16 protein-coding genes and 1 pseudogene are annotated in these 21,936 nt (G+C 40.0%); 10 read left to right on the forward strand and 7 right to left on the reverse strand.

Annotation, left to right across the window (positions count from 1 at the left end):
* The first annotated feature begins 6 nt into the window (after positions 1–6).
* Together tgt and B9Y81_RS07000 are read left to right on the forward strand one after the other, a co-directional pair.
* Positions 7–1,137: a tRNA guanosine(34) transglycosylase Tgt gene (gene tgt, locus B9Y81_RS06995; RefSeq protein ID WP_085536276.1), complete on the forward strand. Its 1,131-nt coding sequence runs from the start codon at positions 7–9 to the stop codon at positions 1,135–1,137.
* 3 nt (positions 1,138–1,140) lie between these two features.
* Positions 1,141–2,226 carry an LptF/LptG family permease gene (locus tag B9Y81_RS07000; RefSeq protein WP_085536277.1) on the forward strand — a complete coding sequence of 362 codons (1,086 nt, stop codon included), beginning with the start codon at positions 1,141–1,143 and terminating at the stop codon, positions 2,224–2,226.
* Between the two features lie 33 nt (positions 2,227–2,259).
* Here the strand turns inward: B9Y81_RS07000 and B9Y81_RS07005 are convergent, their stop codons facing one another.
* Both B9Y81_RS07005 and B9Y81_RS07010 read right to left on the reverse strand, forming a co-directional pair.
* Positions 2,260–2,733: a cytidine deaminase gene (locus B9Y81_RS07005; RefSeq protein WP_085536278.1), complete on the reverse strand. Its 474-nt coding sequence runs from the start codon at positions 2,731–2,733 to the stop codon at positions 2,260–2,262.
* Positions 2,734–2,735: 2 nt separating this feature from the next.
* Positions 2,736–3,551 carry an alpha/beta hydrolase gene (locus tag B9Y81_RS07010; RefSeq protein WP_085536279.1) on the reverse strand — a complete coding sequence of 272 codons (816 nt, stop codon included), beginning with the start codon at positions 3,549–3,551 and terminating at the stop codon, positions 2,736–2,738.
* A 95-nt stretch (positions 3,552–3,646) separates the two neighbouring features.
* On the opposite strand from B9Y81_RS07010, the gene B9Y81_RS07015 reads away from it, so the two are divergent.
* The 7 genes and pseudogenes from B9Y81_RS07015 to B9Y81_RS07045 all read left to right on the forward strand — a co-directional run bounded on the left by B9Y81_RS07015 (position 3,647) and on the right by B9Y81_RS07045 (position 14,531).
* Complete coding sequence (locus B9Y81_RS07015) at positions 3,647–4,414, forward strand: Rossmann-like and DUF2520 domain-containing protein (protein ID WP_085536280.1); 768 nt, start codon at positions 3,647–3,649, stop codon at positions 4,412–4,414.
* Positions 4,414–4,935, forward strand: coding sequence for a KdsC family phosphatase (locus B9Y81_RS07020; RefSeq protein WP_085536281.1), 522 nt, complete (start codon positions 4,414–4,416; stop codon positions 4,933–4,935). Before B9Y81_RS07015 ends, B9Y81_RS07020 begins: the two co-directional genes overlap by 1 nt.
* 14 nt (positions 4,936–4,949) lie before the next feature.
* On the forward strand, positions 4,950–5,531 hold the full coding sequence (locus B9Y81_RS07025) for a Maf family nucleotide pyrophosphatase (RefSeq protein ID WP_085536559.1): 582 nt from the start codon (positions 4,950–4,952) through the stop codon (positions 5,529–5,531).
* A gap of 479 nt (positions 5,532–6,010) precedes the next feature.
* On the forward strand, positions 6,011–8,599 hold the full coding sequence (locus B9Y81_RS07030) for an alpha-L-arabinofuranosidase C-terminal domain-containing protein (RefSeq protein ID WP_085536560.1): 2,589 nt from the start codon (positions 6,011–6,013) through the stop codon (positions 8,597–8,599).
* Positions 8,600–8,614: 15 nt separating this feature from the next.
* Positions 8,615–9,672: pseudogene (locus tag B9Y81_RS07035) on the forward strand (glycoside hydrolase family 43 protein); the annotation flags it as partial.
* Positions 9,673–9,757: 85 nt separating this feature from the next.
* Entirely contained in the window at positions 9,758–11,728 is a 1,971-nt protein-coding gene (locus B9Y81_RS07040; protein ID WP_085536282.1) for an alpha-L-arabinofuranosidase C-terminal domain-containing protein, read from the forward strand.
* Positions 11,721–14,531 (forward strand): alpha-L-rhamnosidase, encoded by a 2,811-nt coding sequence (locus B9Y81_RS07045; protein ID WP_085536283.1) that lies wholly within the window; start codon positions 11,721–11,723, stop codon positions 14,529–14,531. The genes B9Y81_RS07040 and B9Y81_RS07045 overlap by 8 nt, the downstream gene beginning before the upstream one ends.
* A 106-nt stretch (positions 14,532–14,637) precedes the next feature.
* On the opposite strand, the gene B9Y81_RS07050 is transcribed toward B9Y81_RS07045, so the two are convergent.
* The 5 genes from B9Y81_RS07050 to rbsK all read right to left on the reverse strand — a co-directional run bounded on the left by B9Y81_RS07050 (position 14,638) and on the right by rbsK (position 20,430).
* Positions 14,638–15,501, reverse strand: a complete 864-nt coding sequence (locus B9Y81_RS07050; protein ID WP_317043269.1) for a nitroreductase family protein — start codon at positions 15,499–15,501, stop codon at positions 14,638–14,640.
* A 385-nt stretch (positions 15,502–15,886) separates the two neighbouring features.
* Positions 15,887–16,891 carry a GRP family sugar transporter gene (locus B9Y81_RS07055; RefSeq protein ID WP_085536284.1) on the reverse strand — a complete coding sequence of 335 codons (1,005 nt, stop codon included), beginning with the start codon at positions 16,889–16,891 and terminating at the stop codon, positions 15,887–15,889.
* 15 nt (positions 16,892–16,906) lie between these two features.
* Positions 16,907–17,911, reverse strand: coding sequence for a nucleoside hydrolase (locus tag B9Y81_RS07060; protein WP_085536285.1), 1,005 nt, complete (start codon positions 17,909–17,911; stop codon positions 16,907–16,909).
* Positions 17,912–17,924: 13 nt separating this feature from the next.
* Positions 17,925–19,436 (reverse strand): ADP-ribosylglycohydrolase family protein, encoded by a 1,512-nt coding sequence (locus B9Y81_RS07065; RefSeq protein WP_394335435.1) that lies wholly within the window; start codon positions 19,434–19,436, stop codon positions 17,925–17,927.
* A 64-nt stretch (positions 19,437–19,500) separates the two neighbouring features.
* Positions 19,501–20,430, reverse strand: a complete 930-nt coding sequence (gene rbsK / locus B9Y81_RS07070) for a ribokinase (RefSeq protein WP_085536286.1) — start codon at positions 20,428–20,430, stop codon at positions 19,501–19,503.
* A gap of 207 nt (positions 20,431–20,637) precedes the next feature.
* On the opposite strand from rbsK, the gene B9Y81_RS07075 reads away from it, so the two are divergent.
* Positions 20,638–21,924 carry a M64 family metallopeptidase gene (locus tag B9Y81_RS07075; protein ID WP_085536287.1) on the forward strand — a complete coding sequence of 429 codons (1,287 nt, stop codon included), beginning with the start codon at positions 20,638–20,640 and terminating at the stop codon, positions 21,922–21,924.
* The last annotated feature ends 12 nt before the right edge of the window (positions 21,925–21,936 follow it).

Raw genomic sequence — 21,936 nt, forward strand, 5'->3', positions numbered from 1 at the left:
TGACGAATGAAGTTTAGTTTACAAGGTAAAGATACAAAGTCAAATGCCCGTGCAGGATTGATTTCAACGGATCACGGAGATATTGAGACTCCCATTTTTATGCCGGTCGGTACGCAAGGCAGCGTAAAGGCCGTTCACATGACAGAGTTAATTGAGGAGATAGAAGCACAGATTATTCTGGGCAACACCTATCATCTTTACTTACGCCCGGGACTGGATATATTAGAGCGAGCCGGTGGACTTCATAAATTTAACAGCTGGAACAAACCTATCCTGACAGACAGTGGAGGTTTTCAGGTCTTTTCATTGGCAGAAATACGCAAGATACGGGAAGAAGGTGCAGAGTTTCGTTCACATATTGACGGCTCCAAGCATTTATTTACACCTGAAAAGGTGATGGATATACAACGTACTATCGGAGCAGATATCATCATGGCTTTCGATGAATGTTGTCCGGGAGATGCGGATTATGCGTACGCAAAAAATTCGCTGGCATTGACCGAACGTTGGTTAGACCGTTGCTTTACTCAATTTAATTCTACCGAGCCGAAATATGGCTATCAACAAAGCCTGTTCCCTATTGTTCAGGGTTGCATATATCCCGACTTAAGAAAACAAGCTGCGGAATTCGTTGCAAGTAAAGGAGCTGATGGCAACGCTATCGGTGGATTGGCTGTTGGCGAACCGGTCGAAAAGATGTATGAAATGATTGAACTTGTCAATGACATTCTGCCATCCGACAAACCCCGCTATTTGATGGGCGTCGGTACTCCAATCAATTTATTAGAAGGTATTGAAAGAGGTGTAGATATGTTCGACTGTATAATGCCTACCCGCAATGGTCGCAATGGTCAGCTCTTTACTCGATTCGGAACAATGAATATGCGAAACAAGAAATGGGCAGACGACTTCTCTCCTATCGATCCTGACGCTCATTGTTCAGTAGACACCTTATATACGAAAGCCTATTTGCACCATTTGATTAAGGTAGAAGAAATTCTCGGTCTACAAATTGCTTCAATTCATAATCTGGCGTTTTACCTTTGGTTAGTGAAAGAAGCACGTAAGCATATTCTTGAAGGTGACTTTTCATCGTGGAAAAGCAATATGGTTATACAACTATCAAACAGATTATAAGTTATGAAGTTGGGATTGAAGCGAATCGACTGGTACATTATCAAGCAATTTCTTGGTACTTACTTTTTTGCAATCATATTGCTCATTGCTATTTCGGTAGTGTTTGATATCAATGAGAAAATTGATAAATTCCTCAATCCGGATGTTCCACTGAAGGCGATCATATTTGATTATTATAAGAACTTTATACCTTATTTCGCCAGCATGTTTAGTCCGCTAATTACGTTTGTTGCCGTTATTTTCTTTACATCTAAACTGGCGGACAATACGGAGATCATAGCCATGCTGGCCAGTGGAATGAGTTTCAGGCGACTTATGCTTCCTTACATGACTTCGGCAGCGGTAATTACTGTCTTTACATTTATATTGAATGCGTACGTCATACCGCCGGCGAATGCCACACGTATTGACTTTCAGAATAAATACATTAAGAACAAGAAAGAGACTTCTGCCCAAAATGTGCAATTAGAAGTTGAATCGGGTGTTATGGCCTATTTTAGCACATTTGATTCAAGGTCAAACATGGGCTACCGCTTTTCTTTAGAGCATTTTGATGGAAAGAAATTAGTTTCACGTCTGACGGCGAAATCCATTAAATACGATTCATTACACCAGTGGACAGTAATCGACTACATGATTCGTGATTTTGATGAGACCCGTGAACACATTACATCCGGATCACGAAAAGACACAACACTAACAATCGTACCATCAGACTTCCTTATTTCTATAAATGATTGTGAAACAATGACCAGTCCGCAGTTGAAAACATACATAGACCGTCAGAAAAAGAGAGGTATTGCCAATATCCAGACCTTCGAAATAGAGTATCACAGACGCTATGCTTCTATAATGACGGCATTTATTCTGACACTCATTGGCGTGTCTTTGTCTTCACGTAAGATAAAAGGAGGAATGGGAATGAACATCGGAATCGGATTAGCACTCAGTTTCTCGTACATTTTATTTATGACAGTTACTTCTACATTTGCTGTCAATGGGTATGTAAGTGCTATGGTAGCCTCTTGGATTCCGAATATCCTTTACACATTTATCGCAATTTATTTATACCAGAAAGCTCCGCGATAATCTTTTCTTATTGATTTTGCTCTTTTTGTTTTTTTAGAGATCACTACCGTCAAAACCTATCGGGAGTAGCGATGCAGCACTATCTATCAGTCTCATTTTGTCGGATCCGCAAAGGAATATTTTAATTGGTGCACCGGCACGAATTTCTGTTTCAAGCATTACCTGACGGCATCCTCCGCAGGGAGAAATACCTTCAACGAGTTTTCCTCCGGTTATAGCAGCTATGGCAATAGCCCTGACAGGTACATCGGGATATTTTGCTCCGGCATAGAATAGAGTTACACGTTCGGCACAAAGTCCGGAAGGGTAAGCTGCATTTTCCTGATTAGAACCCGAAACCACCTCACCATTGGCCAATAAAACGGCTGCTCCTACATGAAAATGAGAATAGGGCGCATAAGCTTTTGACGCAGCTTCGATAGCTTCTTTATGCAACAGCTGATATTCTGCCGCCCATTCTTTTAACGGAGCGGATTTTACGATTATTCGGACTTCTTGTTCTTCCATAATTATTTATTCGTTTGACGTCGTTTCATGTCTTGCAATATCAAAAAAGAAGCAGGCTCAACAACATTACCGTGATCAAATCCGGATAATTCATGGAAAACAGCAGTTTGATTGCCTACAGCTAATAAAGCTTCATATAAAAAGCGATTCTCAACTGTTCGGCAAGCCATTTCTTTTTCAGTCTGACCGGCTACAATTAAAAAAGGAGCAGCTTCTTTTCTCACATGAGCTAAAGGAGCATAGTTATCAATCAAAGGAATGTCTGTTGAAAGATTGCGTTCTTGGCGAATCTGAAAATGAGTGATCGCTTGTCCGCTAACGGGATAATAAGCCTTGACCTGATCGGCATCTACCCCTTCAGCATTCAGATATTCTTTATCCAAACCAATCATCGAAGTAAGATACCCTCCAGCGGAATGTCCTCCTACATATATTTGAGAAGGATCACCTCCGTAATGTTCAATATTTTTTATAACCCATGCAACTGCTGCCGCGGCATCCTTAATATAGGCCGGATGTTGGGCTTTAGGGCTCAAACGGTAATTCGCGGAAACGATACAAATATCTTTGTCTTTCAATTCTTCGGGGAAATGCTTCTTATCTCCTCCGGTAAGTCCTCCCCCATGAAACCACACAAGTGTTTGAAAACCCTTCTTTGATACCGGAACATAAACATCAAGCACACAACGTTCACGGCTATATTCGTCTACTACATTTTCTTTATAGGGAATAGCCAACGAAACAGTATGATGTTGTGCGAGTAACGGACACAACTCAAATGTCAGAAATAAGCATAATAAAATTATCGTTTTTTTCATGGAATAGGTAATTGTTGCGAAAAACAAATTTACGCAAAATTGTGGGACATACAATAAATCTACTATCTTCGTAGTACTCAAAAGCTGATTCAAACATGAATATTGTATTTATCGGAGCAGGTAATTTAGCGACATCGCTTGCGAATGAAATGTTCCGTCACAAACTACATATCAGTCAGGTTTATAGTCGGACGGAAGAGAGTGCTTCGCTGTTAGCAAATCAATTAGACTGCCCTTGGACTACCTCTACCGACGATATTATTACGGATGCCGACTGGTATATTTTCTCCGTCAAAGACGATGCCCTGGCTGAACTGATCTCCCGTTTAAAACCGAACAAAGGTCTTTGGCTCCATACGGCAGGGAGTATGCCGGCTGACATTTTCGAAGGCTATACGGATCGCTACGGCGTGATCTATCCCTTACAAACATTCAGCAAGAAACGCATTGTGGATTTCTCTAAAATCCCTTTCATTCTGGAAGCAAATAATGCAGCAGACTTAGCACAGTTGAAAAGCACTTCCGCACTTCTCACGCAGGATATACGAGTACTAACCTCGGAAGAGCGAAAAACAATACATCTGGCTGCGGTATTTGCCTGCAATTTTGCCAATCACATGTGGAGCTTAGCCTGGAAACTTTTGGAGAACAAGCAGATTTCTCCCGAAATACTAATCCCGCTGATTGAAGAAACTGCAAGTAAAATACAGTATTTAACCCCGATGCAAGCTCAAACAGGTCCGGCCGTGCGATACGATAAAAATGTAATAGAAAAACACATGGATATGTTAGAACAGGAGGATATGAAAGCAATCTACGGGCTATTGAGTCAAAGTATTTACAAAACAAAAAACGAACAATAATGAGCAGTATTAATTACGACTTAAAAAAGATAAAAGCATTTTTATTTGATGTTGACGGCGTATTGTCTAAAGACGTTGTCTCCCTCCACCCCAACGGAGAACCCATGCGAACGGTAAATATCAAAGACGGATACGCAATGCAATTGGCCGTTAAGCACGGATATCACGTTGGAATCATTACCGGAGGCAACACGGAAGCCGTAAAAGTGCGTTTCGACAGACTTGGCGTACAACATATCTATATGGCCAGTTCGGTAAAGAAGCACGATTTTCAGGACTTTCTCAACAAATCCGGATTATCTGCAGACGAAGTGATTTACGCCGGCGATGACATCCCCGACTATGAGGTAATGAAACGTGTGGGACTTTCTGTTGCTCCTGCTGACGCCGCACCCGAAATCAAAGCCATCGCCAAATATATATCCCACAAAGATGGTGGCGAAGGAATTGCCCGTGACGTGATTGAGCAAACCATGAAAGCACAGGGTAAATGGATGGGAGAAGAAGCTTTTGGATGGTAAAAAAAAGAGAGACGATGCTTGACAATTTAAAAAAATACAACATAATATTAGGCTCTAATTCTCCGCGCAGAAAAATGCTGTTGGCCGGATTAGATATTGAATTTAAGGTGAAAACGATTCCGGATATTGACGAATCTTATCCGTCTACAATTCCATTTGAAGAAGTTCCCCTTTACATAGCCGGTAAAAAGGCTGAAGCTTTTCAAAAAGAAATGAGTGACGATGAATTGCTGATAACCGCAGACACTGTAGTGGTAACAGACAAAGAAATTCTGGGCAAACCCATAGATAAAACGGATGCGAAAAGAATACTTAATCTTTTATCCGGTCGCGAACACCACGTAATAACAGGCGTATATATCATAACAAAAGAGAAGTCAACAAAATTCTCAGTCCTGTCTACCGTTTCATTCGCGCAACTAACCCCCGAAGAAATAAATTATTACCTCGAAAAATACCATCCCTATGACAAAGCCGGTTCATACGGAATTCAGGAATGGATTGGCTATATAGCAGTAGAATCCATAAACGGTTCATTTTACAATGTAATGGGACTACCCGTACAAAGACTCTACCGCGAACTCCGGCAATTTTAAAAAAACAAACACAAGAAGCAACACAAAGCACATTTTCCCATACATTCCTTATATTTCTATCCGAATAACCTTTATTTTCCTTTTTCCATAACTGTAGTAAAGTTTTTCTATATATATGGTAAAGTTTTTCTATATCTGTAGAAAGCTTTTTCTATATATATGGAAAAAGAAAAATATACTTTATGCAGCAAGTTGTGTCCTTTATAGTTTCTGTTTTATTGTTTATTCTTTTTTTTAATTACTATGCTTTTGGTTTTCTAAGAGCGTGGTGGTTGGGGCTTACTTTTGTGCAAAAAGTTATTTCCTGCTTTAAAGCATACAGCATTTAATTGGGGAACAAATTATTTGGTGTTAATTTTACACTCTGTTTTAATTACAGTCTCTTTTTCCTACTATTGCATGTTTTTTTATTGTGGGGAAAAGGGTTGTTAATAGCTATGCATGAAACAGAACAGCTATTAGTTTTAATTTTTACTTTTATGAAAAACATACTATTATTAGCTTTTTCAGTGTTGATCTGCTTAGGGAAAGTGTCGGCTAATGAGCCCGATTCCGCCTATATTTTTGCTTATGCTACAGCCAAAAACAATCATACTAACGGACTTCATTTTGCTTGGAGTATCGATAACAGGAACTGGCATGCTATTGGTTCTGAACACAGTTTCCTCAAATCTGATTACGGGAGATGGGGGTCACAAAAAAAGCTATTCTCGCCTTTTCTTTTTCAATCTGCCGATGGAATGTGGCATTGCATTTGGAGTCTGAATGACACGGATGGTGCCTTTGCTCATGCTTCTTCTGCTGATCTGGTTTATTGGGGCCGACAGTCTTATCCTGTGGTTTTACCTGATAATAATGTTCTTGAGCCGGAAATTGCTTATGATCGGACAAGTCAGAATTATGTAATCAGCTGGATTAGCAATAAATCTGGTGATGACCGCTTTTATTCGGTTACGACAAAAGATTTTAAAAACTATTCGGAGCCAAAAAAAATAGCCGGAAAACCAAATAACAAACAAGTTGCTTTGTTGAATGGAAACGAAGAAACAGGTACAATCCGGAAGGTTTCACGAGAGGTTGTTGATAAGCTTATCGACGCTCAAAAATTAACGGCATATAAATACGGGCAATGGGCCGAAAGGGCCTATTTAAATCCAAATGAATTGAAAGAGCCTGTTGATATTTCTATTCGGTGGATGCCGGAGAAGGAAAAATCTATCAGTGATATGTTGATCGGTATTTTCTTCGAAGATATCAATTATGCAGCGGATGGAGGGCTATACGCGGAATTAATACAAAACAGAGACTTTGAATATAATCCCGACGATAAGGAACGAAAAGATCCGAACTGGAATGGCTATAAAGCATGGGATGTTAGCGATAATACTATTTCATTCGTTATTGATTCTATATCTCCTATACATATTAATAATAAGAACTATGCGGCGTTGAATGTGAAAAATATTGGCTCCGGACTTATTAATGAGGGTTGGGATGGTATTGCGTTGAAACAGGGAGAAAAGTATGACTTTTCGGTGTTTGCCAGAAGTTCTGAGATGAAAAAAGGGAAAATAACTGTTCGTCTAATCGGAAAGAACGGAGAAGTGTATGGAGAGGCATCTACAAAGGTAATAGCTAAAGATTGGAAAAAGTATGAAGTTGTAATTACTGCCGGACAAACGGTTCGTGATGCCCGGCTGGTCCTTCTTCCTCAACAAACCGGAAGAGTAGATCTGGATATGATTTCTTTGTTTCCGCAGAATACATTTAAAAGACGCAAAAATGGATTAAGAGAAGATCTGGCGCAAACTCTTGCTGATATGAAGCCACGCTTTGTTCGCTTTCCGGGAGGTTGTGTGGCACACGGCGACGGTCTTAAGAATATATACCGATGGGAAAACACAATCGGAGAACCGGAGGAGCGCAAGCCACAACGCAATTTATGGGGATATCATCAAACAGCCGGATTAGGTTATTTTGAATACTTTCAGTTTTGCGAAGATATCGGAGCCGAACCTATTCCGGTGGTTGCCGCAGGAGTGCCTTGTCAGAATTCGGCTCATCATGGATGTGTTATTGGCGGACAGCAAGGGGGTATTCCTATGAATGAGATGGCCGAATATGTTCAGTCTGTCCTCAACCTGATTGAATATGCCAATGGAGATGTGAAAACCGAATGGGGGAAAAAGAGGGCGAAAGCGGGTCATCCCAATCCTTTTAATCTGAAATATATCGGTGTTGGAAATGAGGATTTGATCACAGCTATTTTTGAGGAACGTTTTACCATGATATATAACGCCATCAAGGAAAAATATCCGGAAATTACCGTGATCGGTACTACCGGCCCCTTTTGTGAGGGAACGGACTATGTGGAAGGATGGGATTTAGCAACCAAATTAACTATTCCTATGGTAGATGAGCATTATTATCAATCGCCGGGTTGGTTTCTGAACAACCAGGATTATTACGACAGATATGACCGTACAAAATCCAAAGTATATTTAGGAGAATATGCCGCTCATATCCCGGGAAGACACAATAACATTGAAACGGCATTGTGCGAAGCGTTGCACATGGCAAACGTAGAAAGAAACGGAGATATCGTAACGATGACATCCTATGCTCCTTTATTGGCAAAAGAAGGCTATACACAATGGAATCCTGATTTGATTTATTTTAACAACACTGAGGTAAAACCAACAGTTGGATATTACGTACAGAAGTTATACGGACAGCATGCCGGCGATGCGTATATTCCTGCTTCTACCCATATTTCTGATGGTCGGGCAGAAATAACTAAACGTATTGCCTCTTCTATTGTTCGTGACAATACAACCGGAGATGTTATAATCAAATTGGTTAATATCCTTCCTGTTCACGTTAAAACAAAGCTGGATTTGTCCGGAATAACCATCGCTGACAAATCTGCCCGGTTAGAAACACTTAAAGGAACGCTTGATGATAAAGACGTTGTGGTAAAAGAAGATAGGATTGAAGTAGATTCTATTTTTGATTATCAGATGCCGCCCCACTCTTTTTCCGTCATACGAATTAAAACACATAAATAATACCCTGTCGCAGTGATGAAAATAAAATGGATACTGATTTATTTATTGACCTTTATCGTTCTCGATTTGGGAGCACAAGGCAATAAATCCGGACCTGCTGAGAAAGATTTCGCAGGTTACTTGTTTGCTTATTTCAAAGGCAATGAAGTTAAAGACGAGGCTGTATGCTACGCTATCAGCAAAGATGGTTATACTTATTTATCCTTGAACAATAACAACCCTGTTCTTGACTCTAAGCTGATTAGTTCTACCGGTGGTGTACGAGATCCGCATATACTACGCAGTGAAGATGGAAAAACCTTTTATATGGTAGTAACTGACATGACTTCCTCAAAAGGTTGGGATTCAAACCGTGCGATGGTTTTATTAAAGTCGAACGATTTAGTCAACTGGACTTCATCTGTTATAAATATTCAACAAAGATATGCTGGGCAGGAAGACTTAAAACGGGTATGGGCACCACAAACCATTTTTGACCCTGAGGCAGGAAAATACATGGTTTATTGGTCAATGAAGCATGGAGACGGCCAGGATATTATCTATTATGCCTATGCAAATGATGATTTCACCGACCTGATTAGTGAACCTGCAGTTTTATTTATGCCTAAAAATGGCAAGTCTTGCATTGACGGAGATATTATTAATAAAAACGGGCTTTACTACATGTTTTACAAAACAGAAGGTCATGGCAACGGCATCCGTTTAGCAATAACCGATGCTCTTTCTTCCGGTAAATGGATAGAACAACCGGGCTATAAACAACAAACTAAAGACGCTGTGGAAGGTTCATGTGTATTCAAATTAGCAAACCAAGATACCTACATCTTAATGTATGATGTTTATATGAAAGGTAAATACCAGTTTTGCGAAAGTAAAGATCTGGATGTATTCCATGTGGTAGATAAGGAGATTTCGATGAACTTTCATCCTCGCCATGGTACTGTAGTTCCTGTTACCCATAAAGAGTTGAAAGCATTAACCGACAAATGGGGTATCCCGCAAGGATTTAAGATGCCGGAAGAAAAAAACGTTTATTGACAAAACATTATGCGGCTCCTGAAATAGTATATGCTGAAAGTTTGTATTGATAAGATGGGATTTAATGCAGATGATTCAATAAAACAGATAAAATAATAGATAAATAATAAATTTAACACCATGAATAAACGAGTAAAAACCTTAGTATTGCTGTTCGCGTTGTCGATTATTTCTTTTCAGCATGCTTTCAGTCAGAATTATGAGTTTGTATTAGATGCAAAAAAGAAAGGCGCGGTTGTACAGTCTACCATGTATGGTCTTTTTATTGAAGACATTAATTTTGCCGCTGACGGAGGACTATATGCGGAGTTGGTAAAAAACCGATCTTTTGATTTTCCGCAAAGTTTAATGGGATGGAATACGTTCGGTAAAGTGGATGTTAAAAATAATCAGCCTTTATTTAACCGCAATCCAAATTACTTAGTTTTAAGTCATTCAGGACACGCACATAAGCATACCGGGATAGAAAATGAAGGCTATAGAGGGATGGGATTTCAAAAAGATGCTTCCTATCGCTTCTCGGTGTGGGCCAAATCTCTTGATACGGAAAATCAGAAACTACGAATTGAATTTATCAACTCAAAAAACGATATAATTGCATCAGCCGAATTGTCTGTTGATTCTCGTGACTGGAAGAAATACCAGGTTTCTTTGACTTCCTCGGCAACTGAATACAAAGGGCGTCTGCGTGTTTTTCTTGCATCAAAAGGAAGTGTTGCCGTTGAACATGTTTCTCTTTTCCCGGCAGAAACCTACAAGGGTAGAGAAAACGGATTAAGGAAAGATCTTGCAGAAGCGTTGAATGATGTAAATCCGGGGGTATTCCGTTTCCCAGGAGGTTGTATTGTGGAAGGAACTGATCTGGAAACACGCTACGACTGGAAAAAAAGCATTGGCCCGGTAGAGAACAGACCTGTAAATGAAAATCGTTGGCATTACACATTCGCCAATCGCTTTTTCCCTGATTATTATCAGAGCTACGGACTTGGATTCTATGAATACTTTTTACTATCGGAAGACATGGGTGCAGAACCTCTTCCTATTGTAAACGTAGGACTTGCCTGTCAGTATCAGAACGAATGCTGTCAGGCCCATGTTCCTGTAGGAGAGTTGGATGCTTATGTACAGGATGCTTTAGATTTGATTGAGTTTGCCAACGGAGATATAAATACAACATGGGGAAAAGTGCGCGCTGAGATGGGACATGCAGCACCTTTCAATCTAAAATTCATAGGAGTTGGAAATGAACAGTGGGGAGAAGAATATGTAGAACGTCTGGCAGTGTTTACGAAAGCTATTCGCACGAAATATCCTGAAATGAAAATTATCGGTAGTTCAGGTCCATTGGCTGATGGTGAACAATTCAATTTTTTATGGCCTGAAATGAAAAAACTGAAAGTAGATTTAGTTGATGAGCATTACTATAAAGATCCGGAATGGTTTAAGAATAGTGCAACCCGTTATGATAAATATGACCGTAAAGGGCCTGCTGTATTTGCCGGCGAGTACGCCTGTCATGATCACGCATCCGGAAAAGACAACAATTTTCTGTCAGCACTTTATGAAGCTGCTTTTATGACCGGCTTAGAGCGTAATGCGGATATTGTACACATGTGTACCTACGCGCCCTTATTAGCTCACGTTGACGCTTGGCAATGGAAACCGGACATGATTTGGTTTGATAATTTATCCATCGTTAAGACTCCGAATTATTACGTTCAGCAATTATTTGCTAAAAACAAAGGCACCAATGTTCTATCGCTAACGATGAATAAGCAACCGATTGCCGGAGATAATGGTTTATATGCTTCAGCCGTTTATGACAAAATGGAGAAATGTTACATTGTTAAGATCATAAACATCAATAATGGAAAAATTAATGTTGACGTAGCGCTTAACGGTCTGCCTAAAGACAAAAAGCTGACAGTTTCAAACTCATTCATGTTGCAGTGCGATAATTTAAAGCTTACAAACTCATTGGAAAACCCGAACAATATCACTCCGAAACCGGCAAGTGCTGTTATGAATAATAACAAATTGTCGGTAGAGATGTCCGGATATACCTTCGGATTATATAAGTTGTATGAATAACAAACTATTAGCAATCTGTTTCTCTTTATTAGCTGCGGTATTATCCATTAACGGACAAAGCACAGACTGGCCAAACGTAAATATAGAGGCTAAACCTTGGACACGGTGGTGGTGGTTAGGTAGTTCTGTCGATAAAGCTAATCTGACCTACAATATGGAAATGCTTCATAATGCAGGAATAGGAGGAGTGGAAATCACACCTATTTATGGCGTAAAAGGAGAAGAACAACGCCGGATAGAGTACCTCTCTCCCACTTGGATGGAGATGCTCTCACACAGTCAGGCCGAAGCGAAAAGGTTGGGCATGGAGGTAGATATGACCATGGGCACAGGCTGGCCTTTCGGTGGACCTCAGGTAAGTATAGAGGATGCAGCCACACGTTCTATCTTTCAGGAATATACCTTGGCTGGAGGCGGCAAATTGCAAGAGCCATTAACCGTAAAAGAGGAAAAGCAAGCTGGGATAGCTCAATTGAGCCGTCTGATGGCTTATTCTGATAAAGGGGATCGTTTGGATATCACCAATACGGTAAAAGAAAATGGTAAAACGGATTGGGTCGCGCCTAAAGGTAAAGAATGGCGGTTGATCGCTCTTTTTACAGGTAAAACGTTTCAAAAGGTAAAGCGTGCCGCACCTGGTGGTGAGGGTTATGTACTGAATCATTTTGACAAGGAGGCGGTAGCTCGTTATTTTGATCGCTTCGATAAGGCATTTAAAACGACAAACACTTCTTTTCCACACAGTTTCTTCAACGATTCATACGAAGTGTATGGTGGAGATTGGACGGCAGACCTGTTAGAACAGTTCGAAAAACGTAGAGGATACAAATTAGAAAACTATTTTCCTGAGTTTATAGCCAATGGAAATACGGAAAAATCCGCCCGTATTATCTCGGATTATCGTGAAACAATTGGCGATTTATTACAAGAGAACTTTACTTCATTCTGGGTAGAATGGGCGCATGAAAGAGGAATCAGTATCCGCAATCAGGCACACGGTTCGCCGGCCAATCTGATTGATCTTTATGCCACTGTAGACATTCCGGAATGTGAGATATTCGGAATTACTGATTTCGATATACCCGGATTACGTAAAGATTCCATACGCAAAGAGAACGACGGAGATCCAACTGTATTAAAATACGCTTCTTCCGCAGCGCATATCGCAGGCAAAAAATACACTTCCGCCGAAACGTTTACTTGGTTAACGGAACATTTCAGAACTTCACTTTCTCAATGTAAACCGGAAATTGATCAAATGTTCCTTTCCGGAGTCAATCACGTTTATTTTCACGGGAATACGTATTCTCCGAAAGAGGCTCCCTGGCCGGGATGGAAGTTTTACGCCTCCGTAGACATGTCTCCTACAAATAGTATCTGGCGGGATGCGCCTGCATTTTTTGATTATATCACCCGAACACAATCTTTTTTGCAATATGGCGAACCGGATAACGACTTCTTGCTTTATCTGCCTATTTACGATATATGGGAAGAACAGCGGGAAAATAATTTTCTGACATTCGCGATCCATGGTATGCGAGAACGTTTACCAAAGTTTTACGATATCGTGGCACGTATCAGAGATAACGGATACGATCTGGACTATATTTCCGACAAATTTATACAGACTACAGTCGTAGAAAACGGAGCGTTGAAAACCCAAGGCGGAGCCATGTATAAGGCGCTTATATTACCTGCGGTTAAAATAATTCCTCAGGAAACACTTGATCACTTGTTTACATTAGCGGAACAAGGCGCGACACTTATTTTCGCGGAATCTTACCCCAAAGATATTCCGGGTATGCATGACCTGATAAACAGACGTGCAGTATTCGAAAAAACGCTGCGAAAATTTGCTGAAATAAGTTCATTTTCTAACACTCAAATTCATTCACTGGGCAAGGGAAAGATCATCACAGGAACGGATTATGCCTCTTTACTCAATGCCGGAGGCGTAGAAAAAGAAGAATTTAAACGTTCGTTCGGAGGAGAATTCCTTCGTCGTAAACATGAATCCGGACATCATTATTTTCTGGTTATGCTTCAAAACAAACAGATAGACGGATGGATACCGTTTGCCGTTCCCGCGGCTTCTGCCCTCTTTTTTGATCCGATGACTGGTAATAAAGGAGAAGCTGCTGTACGAAACAAAAACGGGGTTACTGAAATTTATCTTCAGCTGAAGCCGGGACAGTCTATAATTCTGAAAACTTTTGACACAAAGCAAGCAAACATTCCTCAATGGACTTACCTGCAGTCTGCCGAAAAAGAAATCAATTTAGACAAAGACTGGAGTATGCGTTTTGTAGACAGCGAACCGGTTATATCGGAGACTTTCCACCTGAATAGATTAACATCCTGGACAAATTTGCCGGATAAACGTTTATCTGAAAACATGGGTACGGCACGTTATCAGGTTTCTTTCGATTTTGAAAAGAAGAAGGACAAAAAATACGCTCTGCATCTGGGAGATGTCCGTGAAAGCGCACGCGTGTTTGTAAATGGAAAGCCGGCCGGAACCTTGTTTGCAGTTCCCTTTGAAGTAGAAATCGGAGATCTTCTAATAAACGGAACAAACACAATAGAAGTAGAAGTGACCAATCTTCCGGCAAACAGAATCTCGGCTTACGACCGCAAAGGAGTAAACTGGCGCATATTTGAAGAAATTAATTTCGTAAGTATCACCTACCAGGATACCCGCTTTGATAATTGGGGAGTTGTTCCCTCCGGTTTGTTAGGTCCTGTCACCATTAAGGAATTTACAAAACTCGTTCCGCTTCAAATTAAAACAGAAACGAAATAGAGGAATAACACTTGAGCTTTTCAGCAATAACCCCTTGAGCCGCAAAACAAAACAGCTTTACTGATTTCTCTATCAAAAAAAATATTGGGATATGCTTATGCTATCTTTACGAAAAGATGGTTAGGTCTATATCTTGGCGATCCACGTATTTGGGGAATTTAAAGGCAGGCATTGCCAATGCCATTCCGGCATGTATCTTTCCTTCAATATTTAAAAGTTTAGCCAGCTTTTTCTTCTTATCAAACCCAATTGATATACATACATAACCGGTATAAAATTGAGAAACACCTAAACTTTCGGCCATTAATGACGCATTTTGATAGGCCAGATTTGCATCTTGTTTTCCAAAATTACTTGTAGATGGAGTATGGATAAGTAATACGGCTTTAGCTTCTCGCAAAATACTATCACGTCCATTTCTATATCTGTTGATAACAGATTCCAAGTGTGGTATTCCCTTCTTTGCTTCGGGAGAAAACAATCCTAACAATGGCTTTATCAAGGGATTATTTGCCATTTTTACGGTTGCCTCAAAAGTTTCTATAGTGATTTCCGAAATTTGTTTTAACAACTCAGGATTAGTAACAAGCGTAAAACTAAGCTCTTGTTCATTGCTTGCTGTAGGAGCCAGATGAGCCGCGTCAACTATTTGCTTGAGGTATTCAGTGGGCACAGGCGACGACAAAAAAGCCCGGTTAGAACGTCTGGTTCTGCACAATTCAAACACTTGTTCGGGCGTTGGCAACTTTTCTTTGTCCACTGCATGCACCTTATGTTCCGGAAATTCCGAATGAATAACGGAGTCGGGCGGACATGAGGCAACACAATGTCCACAAGCGATACATGTATGTACATTCTTCAATCCGATAGCTGACGTTGGAGATTCTTGCGTCAGGATATACACAGGGCAAACTTTCACACATTTACCACACTTGATACACGTATTTTTATCAATATCTATTGTTATCATTGTTAATTAATTTCTATTATTTTTCAAAAGTAATAAAAAACAAACTTATCTGTGTATAAATATTATTTTGCCGCTATCCAACTATCATCTGATTGGAGGTCTATTGATGGCAGTGAGGGTGATTGGTTGTGAAGATTTGGTTCAAATTTAATATCCGGTTAACAACGGCTATTTCTATTATTTTTTAAGTTAAAAACATGACTTTTCGTACTGTTTTTGAGAGAGTTTTCATCATACTGATAATCAATGGATTATATATGCGAAAAAACATAAAGGTTATTTTCGAAAAAATATCCTTTATTTTTTCAAAAATAAAGGATATCTTTTTAAACAGATAGTAATATAAATTTCAAGCTGATTTTTATTCGTTTTTCAGGCTCCTGTTTTAGGCTCCTGCGTATATTAAAAAACCGAGGCCTATGACAAACAAAATAAACATTCCCGCATTTAAATAAGTGGATACTTTTGGAGCACCTTTAAATTCTTTCCAAATAAATATTCCCCATAAGGCGGAAATTAAAGTTGCTCCCTGCCCTAAGCCGTAAGATATAGCGGCTCCGGCTTTTTCTGAGGCCAGCATACTGAAAGTCTGACCAATACACCAGATAATTCCTCCCAACATACCAACCATGTGCGTACTCATTTTTCCGTTAAAGTATCCGGATATAGAAATAGGTTCTCCTTGTACCGGATTCTTCATGGCTAATGTGTTAAACAAAAAGTTACTGATTAATACCCCTAATGCAAAAATAAATACCGCTGTATAGGGTGTGAGTTTTCCTGCCGCCGGAGAAGCAAAACTGTTCAAGTCCATTGAGGCAGCCACAAAACGATAAAAGAATGCCATTATCACACCTGCCGCTATAGAGATCGCGATTCCTTTTACAGGGATTTTACTATCCTGAACCGCACTTGCCTTTTTGTAGGCTAAGCCATTTAAAATAATAGCGATTGTAATCAGAACAACTCCCGTAAAGATATAAACAGGTTCTCCTTTTGCAGCACCAAAATAGTTTACAAGTACGCCCAGCACAAGTGCCAAACCTATCCCAACCGGAAAAGCAACGGAAAGACCACAGATTGCGATAGCGGCAGCCAGCAAAATATTGGCCGCATTAAAAATAACTCCTCCTAAAAACGCGCTACTTAAAGAAGTAAGATCGGCTTGTAATAAATCCTCAATAAAGCCACGCCCTTCTGCCCCGAAACTGCCCAGGGTAAAAGCAGACAGCAGTGAGAATACTAATATACCAAGTACATAATCCCAGTAAAAGAACTCGTAACGCCACGTTTTAGACGCGAGTTTTTGTGTATTTCCCCATGACCCCCAACAAAGCATGGTTATCACACAAAACAAAACAGCTAATGTATAATCTTGAACAATAAACATAGTTAACTCCTCCTTTTAAATGGGTTGATGCATCATGTAGCGCTCTATCAAGGTTGCCATATCTTTAGCAGGAACCTTTTCTATCAGTTTGATGTGTTTGCCGTTAACATCCGGAATCCAACCGTTCTTTCCTTCATCATCCAAAATCAGGAATCGACCACGTTCGGCAGTGTAATACGGCTCATAGCCTTTGATTGCCACTAAAACAGTTGCCTGATCCCAACTCATACGTCCATCGTAATCGCCTTCGGCTAAACATAATGCATAGGCATCCTTCACCGGACTATTCTCTACACTCATTTGAATAAGTGTTTTGCCTGTCAATATTTTATTTCCGATTTCAAAACCACTAAAAACAATTTCTGTCGGCCATTTTTCCACTACGCACTTGGATGCAGGTGTATCACAATATACATTAAACTCTTTCCCTTCCGGAAACAGCCCTGCCATTGACACCAAACGTTTCACCTTTTGAGCCACCAGATCTACTCCGGAAAGTTTGCTGTATTCGTCCGGTTGAGAATTAAGCAGATCTTTCAGATTTGTAAAGAAGCCAACGGTACAGATTACGACACTTGCATCCGGTTGTTTGCTTAATAATTCACGATAAACTTTTACCGCGTCGGGCGCGTCAGCTGTTTTCTTTGTTCTGTGCGGGTACTTGGTAGGCAGCAATTTTGTCCATTTTTCTTTGTGCCAGGTTGTCAATGTTGCTCCCCCTTCACTTTTAGGAGCGCCTAACGGAATATCCGGACGATTAAAATAAGTATTCAACACATCAATACAAGGAATCACATCCTCATCGTGGTTTGACGAAATAGTTGCCAGAATATTCACCTGCCCGCTATCTGCCAACGCATGCATAAGAGCCATGGCGCCTACATCATCATAATCGGGACCTAAGTCCGTATCTAAAATCAAGCTTACAGGTGTAGACATCACGTGGTCATTGTTGTTTTTTTTCTCATTACAGGAGATCAACAAAGTAAATATCCCCATCAGCAATAGTGTTTTTTTCATGGTTTATCTTTTATTATTGATGATTTACGACTTTCGGTGTATCGGAATAGACTACTATTTCAGAATAGTGAATGGAAACATCTTTTTGAGGGTTCAGCCATTTAAAAGTAGCCGTATGTTTGCCCTTAGGCAGTTCATATTTCCAGAACAATTCATTCCTCCGGGTAGTATAAGAGGCCGGAAGGTTTGCGGTCTCAGTCAATTCACCATCGATATACATGTCAACTTTTGCTACATAGTTGTCCTCTTTAGCCTGTACACTTCCTTTAAAAACAATACCGGTACCATCAAAAGATACAGGCTCCAAGTTGGTAATCTGTTTGTTAAGCACAGTTTTTTCTATGGGATACATTCCTTCAAATGCCTTCTCGTAACGAACGGCCAAAGGTTGTTGGCATTTAATGGTAATATCATCATCCGAAACTTGTCCGCCATTACGTTCAATAACCTGCAAAGCCTGGTTAAAACTCATCTGATATGCTTTGTTAAGCGATATATCCGTATAAGCAAAGTTTATATCCTCCACTTCTTTCAGACTCGTCATCCAATAATCCGGAATCCGGCTATATCCCAGGATAGTTCCCAAAATTCCTCCGGCAGAGGCCGGATTACAGTCTGAGTCTTGTCCGCAACGGGTAGAAATATCCATCGTTTTATAAAAATCGCCCTCTCCATAAAGCAATCCGATCAGGATATATGCACTATTGATCAGCGCATCGATATTAAACGGTACAAACACGCCATCAGGACAACCAATCTCTGAGCTCCATTTTTTTTCGCATTCAAACCATGTTTGTTTCCAATCATCCGGATACTTTTTATGCCAACGGATTACATCATTCATACATTTGTAAAAGTTACTTTCTTCCGGTATTGTTTTCAGCGCCTCGGTTACAATAAATTCAATATCATCAGAAACAAATGCCAGTGTATACATCGCACCAACGTATACGCCCCCATACCATCCATCACCGTAGTTCATGATATGTCCTATCTTATCCGATATCTCCGAAGCGGCATTAGGCATACCCGGCGACATTAATCCGGCATAATCGGCTTCAATCTGATAATCAATATCATCAGCATGCGGATTATTTAACCAATGACCTGAAGCCGGTGGCATAATGCCTTGTAATATGTTATAACGAGCAGCCTGATTGGCATGCCAAAGTGTATAATCAGCCGTAGCAAATGCTACCGCGAAAGAGTCTACGGGAGCATCCAACCCCAGACGTTCAAAGACTTCAACAAACGTAAGATCCATATAAACATCGTCATACAATCCGGGAAAGGTGTCGTACCATTTTTTTATATAGTTGTCTGCCCACGGAATAGGTACATAATCCTGGATAATCGTACCATTATACTTAAACTCAGTAGGTCCTCCATAAGTACAGCCAATCACCTGTCCGGCCCATCCACCTTTAATCTTGTCTAACAACCTCTCTTTATGAATAATAAACTCTGCAGGAATCTGTTTGGTCGCCTCTTTTGAATCTTTCTGTGTACAGGCTATATTAGCCATCAGAAAAAAGGAAAACACAATAAATACAATGTTTGTTTTTTTCATTTTATGCACTTTCTTTAGGTTAACAAAAAACATCGACTTCATTTCTATAAGGAGCAGAAGATTGCGCTCCTATTCTTGTCACAGCTATAGCAGAAGCCTTACAGGCAAACCGTACCGAATCTTCTAACGTTTTATTTTCAGCCAAAGCAACGGTTAATGCTCCGTTAAAAACATCACCTGCGGCTGTAGTATCTACCGCCTTTACCTTAAAAGCCGGAATCATTTGAGTTACAGAATCAGCATAAACAAAAGCCCCCTTTGATCCCAACGTTATTATAATACATTTCACACCCATATCAGAAATCACTTTCGCAGCTTCGCAAGCAGAAGCTTCATCGGTAATTTTTACACCCGAAATTATTTCTGCTTCTGTTTCATTAGGCGTAATCATATACAAGTTGCTTAACAATGAAGAAGATAGTTTCCGGGCTGGAGCAGGATTCAAAATCACTTTCTTGTTCTTTTTACGTGCCATTTCCGCTACAAACTCAACTGTTTCCAACGGAATCTCAAGCTGCATAAGAATATAGTCAGCTTGATCTATTGCTTCTACTGCCTTAGTCAAATCTACCGGTGTAAGATTTGCATTTGCGCCGGAAGCCACTACAATACAATTTTCAGCTTGCTCATCTACTGTTATTAAAGCAACACCTGACGGATGTTTGGAATCAGAAAACAAATACGACGTATCAATACCTTCCTCTTCAAACAGTTGTTGGGATTGGTGCCCAAACACATCATTTCCGGTTTTGCAGATAAACGAAACCATTCCGCCCAAACGAGCTATAGCGACAGCCTGATTCGCACCTTTCCCTCCCGGATTCATAAAAAAAGTACCACCCAACACAGTCTCTCCCGGACGCGGAAGATGATCAGTCTTTACAACCATATCCGTATTAGTACTTCCAACCACTAAAATTTTATTGCTGCATATTGTTTCTTCCTTCATAACAGTAAACAAATAAAGTATTAACTTTCAGATCATTAATTATTACACAAATATAATAATAAAAACAAATTGTTTTTCACCCAATATTACAATAAACAAGTATCAGTCTATATTACAGCACAAAAAGACACTTACAAAGGAATATATACTTTATAAAATAAGTATATTTGTGTTTACGGAGTATTAATTTGTCAAATTTTTTAGACCATGAAATCTAAAACCATTTTATTTCTTTTGTTTTACCTGTGTTTTTGTAATGGATATGCACAAGAAAAATTCAATACGTATTTTGAACATAAAACATTACGTATCGACTTTACATTAAGCGGTAATTCAACTTTTCAAACAGCTGCCATTGAGCAGTTTAGAGAAGAACCAACCTGGGGTGGTCCGGTTAAAAACCTGATCGACGAGTTCGGCTATGGTGGCTATTATGTGAACGTGTTTGATAAGAAAAGTAATGAACTGATCTATTCCCGCGGATTTAACACCTTATTCGAAGAATGGTTGTCTACTGATCAGGCCAAGGAAGAGACGCAAGCCTGGACAAATTCCATAACTCTCCCCTATCCTAAACAGGAGATTGTGTTTGAGATTCTTGCGCGAGATAAAAAAGATATGCAATTCCATTCCTTGCTAAAGCAAACGGTTAATCCGACATCTATATTTATAGATCGTGGAAAATTGAAAGAAAACAAAATAATCAGTATTCAGAAAAAAGGCGACTCTTCGGAAAAAGTAGACCTTGTTTTTGTAGCAGAGGGTTATACTGCAGCAGAGCAGGGAAAATTTGAAGCTGACGCAAAACGTTTTGCCGAATCACTGTTCACAATTCCTCCTTTCGATAAATGCAAGGATAATTTTAATGTATGGGGCGTGGGACTGGTTTCGGAAGAATCCGGTACAGATACTTCGGGAAAAGGCATTTATAAAAACACAGCCCTGAACTCCGGTTATTATACATTCGGTGTAGATCGTTATCTCACAACTCCGGATATTCGTTCTATCCGCAATGCCGTTTGGAATGTTCCTTGCGACGCCGTATTTGTGCTTGTCAACGCTGAAACCTACGGTGGTGGTGGCATGTACAATTTTTATGCAATTGGAACGGCAGACAATGAAAGGACGCTCCATGTTTTCGTACATGAATTTGGTCATAGTTTTGCCGGATTGGCCGATGAGTATTTTTCTTCGGAAGTTGCTTATAATGATTTTTATAATCTGAAGTATGAGCCCTGGGAACCCAATATTACCACGTTGGTAAACTTCGATGTTAAATGGAAGGACTTATTACCATCAAATACGCCCATTCCAACCCCACTAACAGAGCAATACAAAGATAAAGCGGGCGTTTTTGAAGGAGGAGGTTATATTGCAAAAGGTATATACCGACCGGCCGATCATTGTATGATGCGTGATTATGCACCCTTTTGTCCGGCTTGTAGTCGTGCGATTCTTCGAATGGTAAATTACCTGTGTGATAAGGAATATTAATTAGGGAAATAC

The sequence above is a fragment of the Massilibacteroides vaginae genome, assembly GCF_900178525.1.
Classification (GTDB): Bacteria; Bacteroidota; Bacteroidia; order Bacteroidales; family Tannerellaceae; genus Massilibacteroides; species Massilibacteroides vaginae.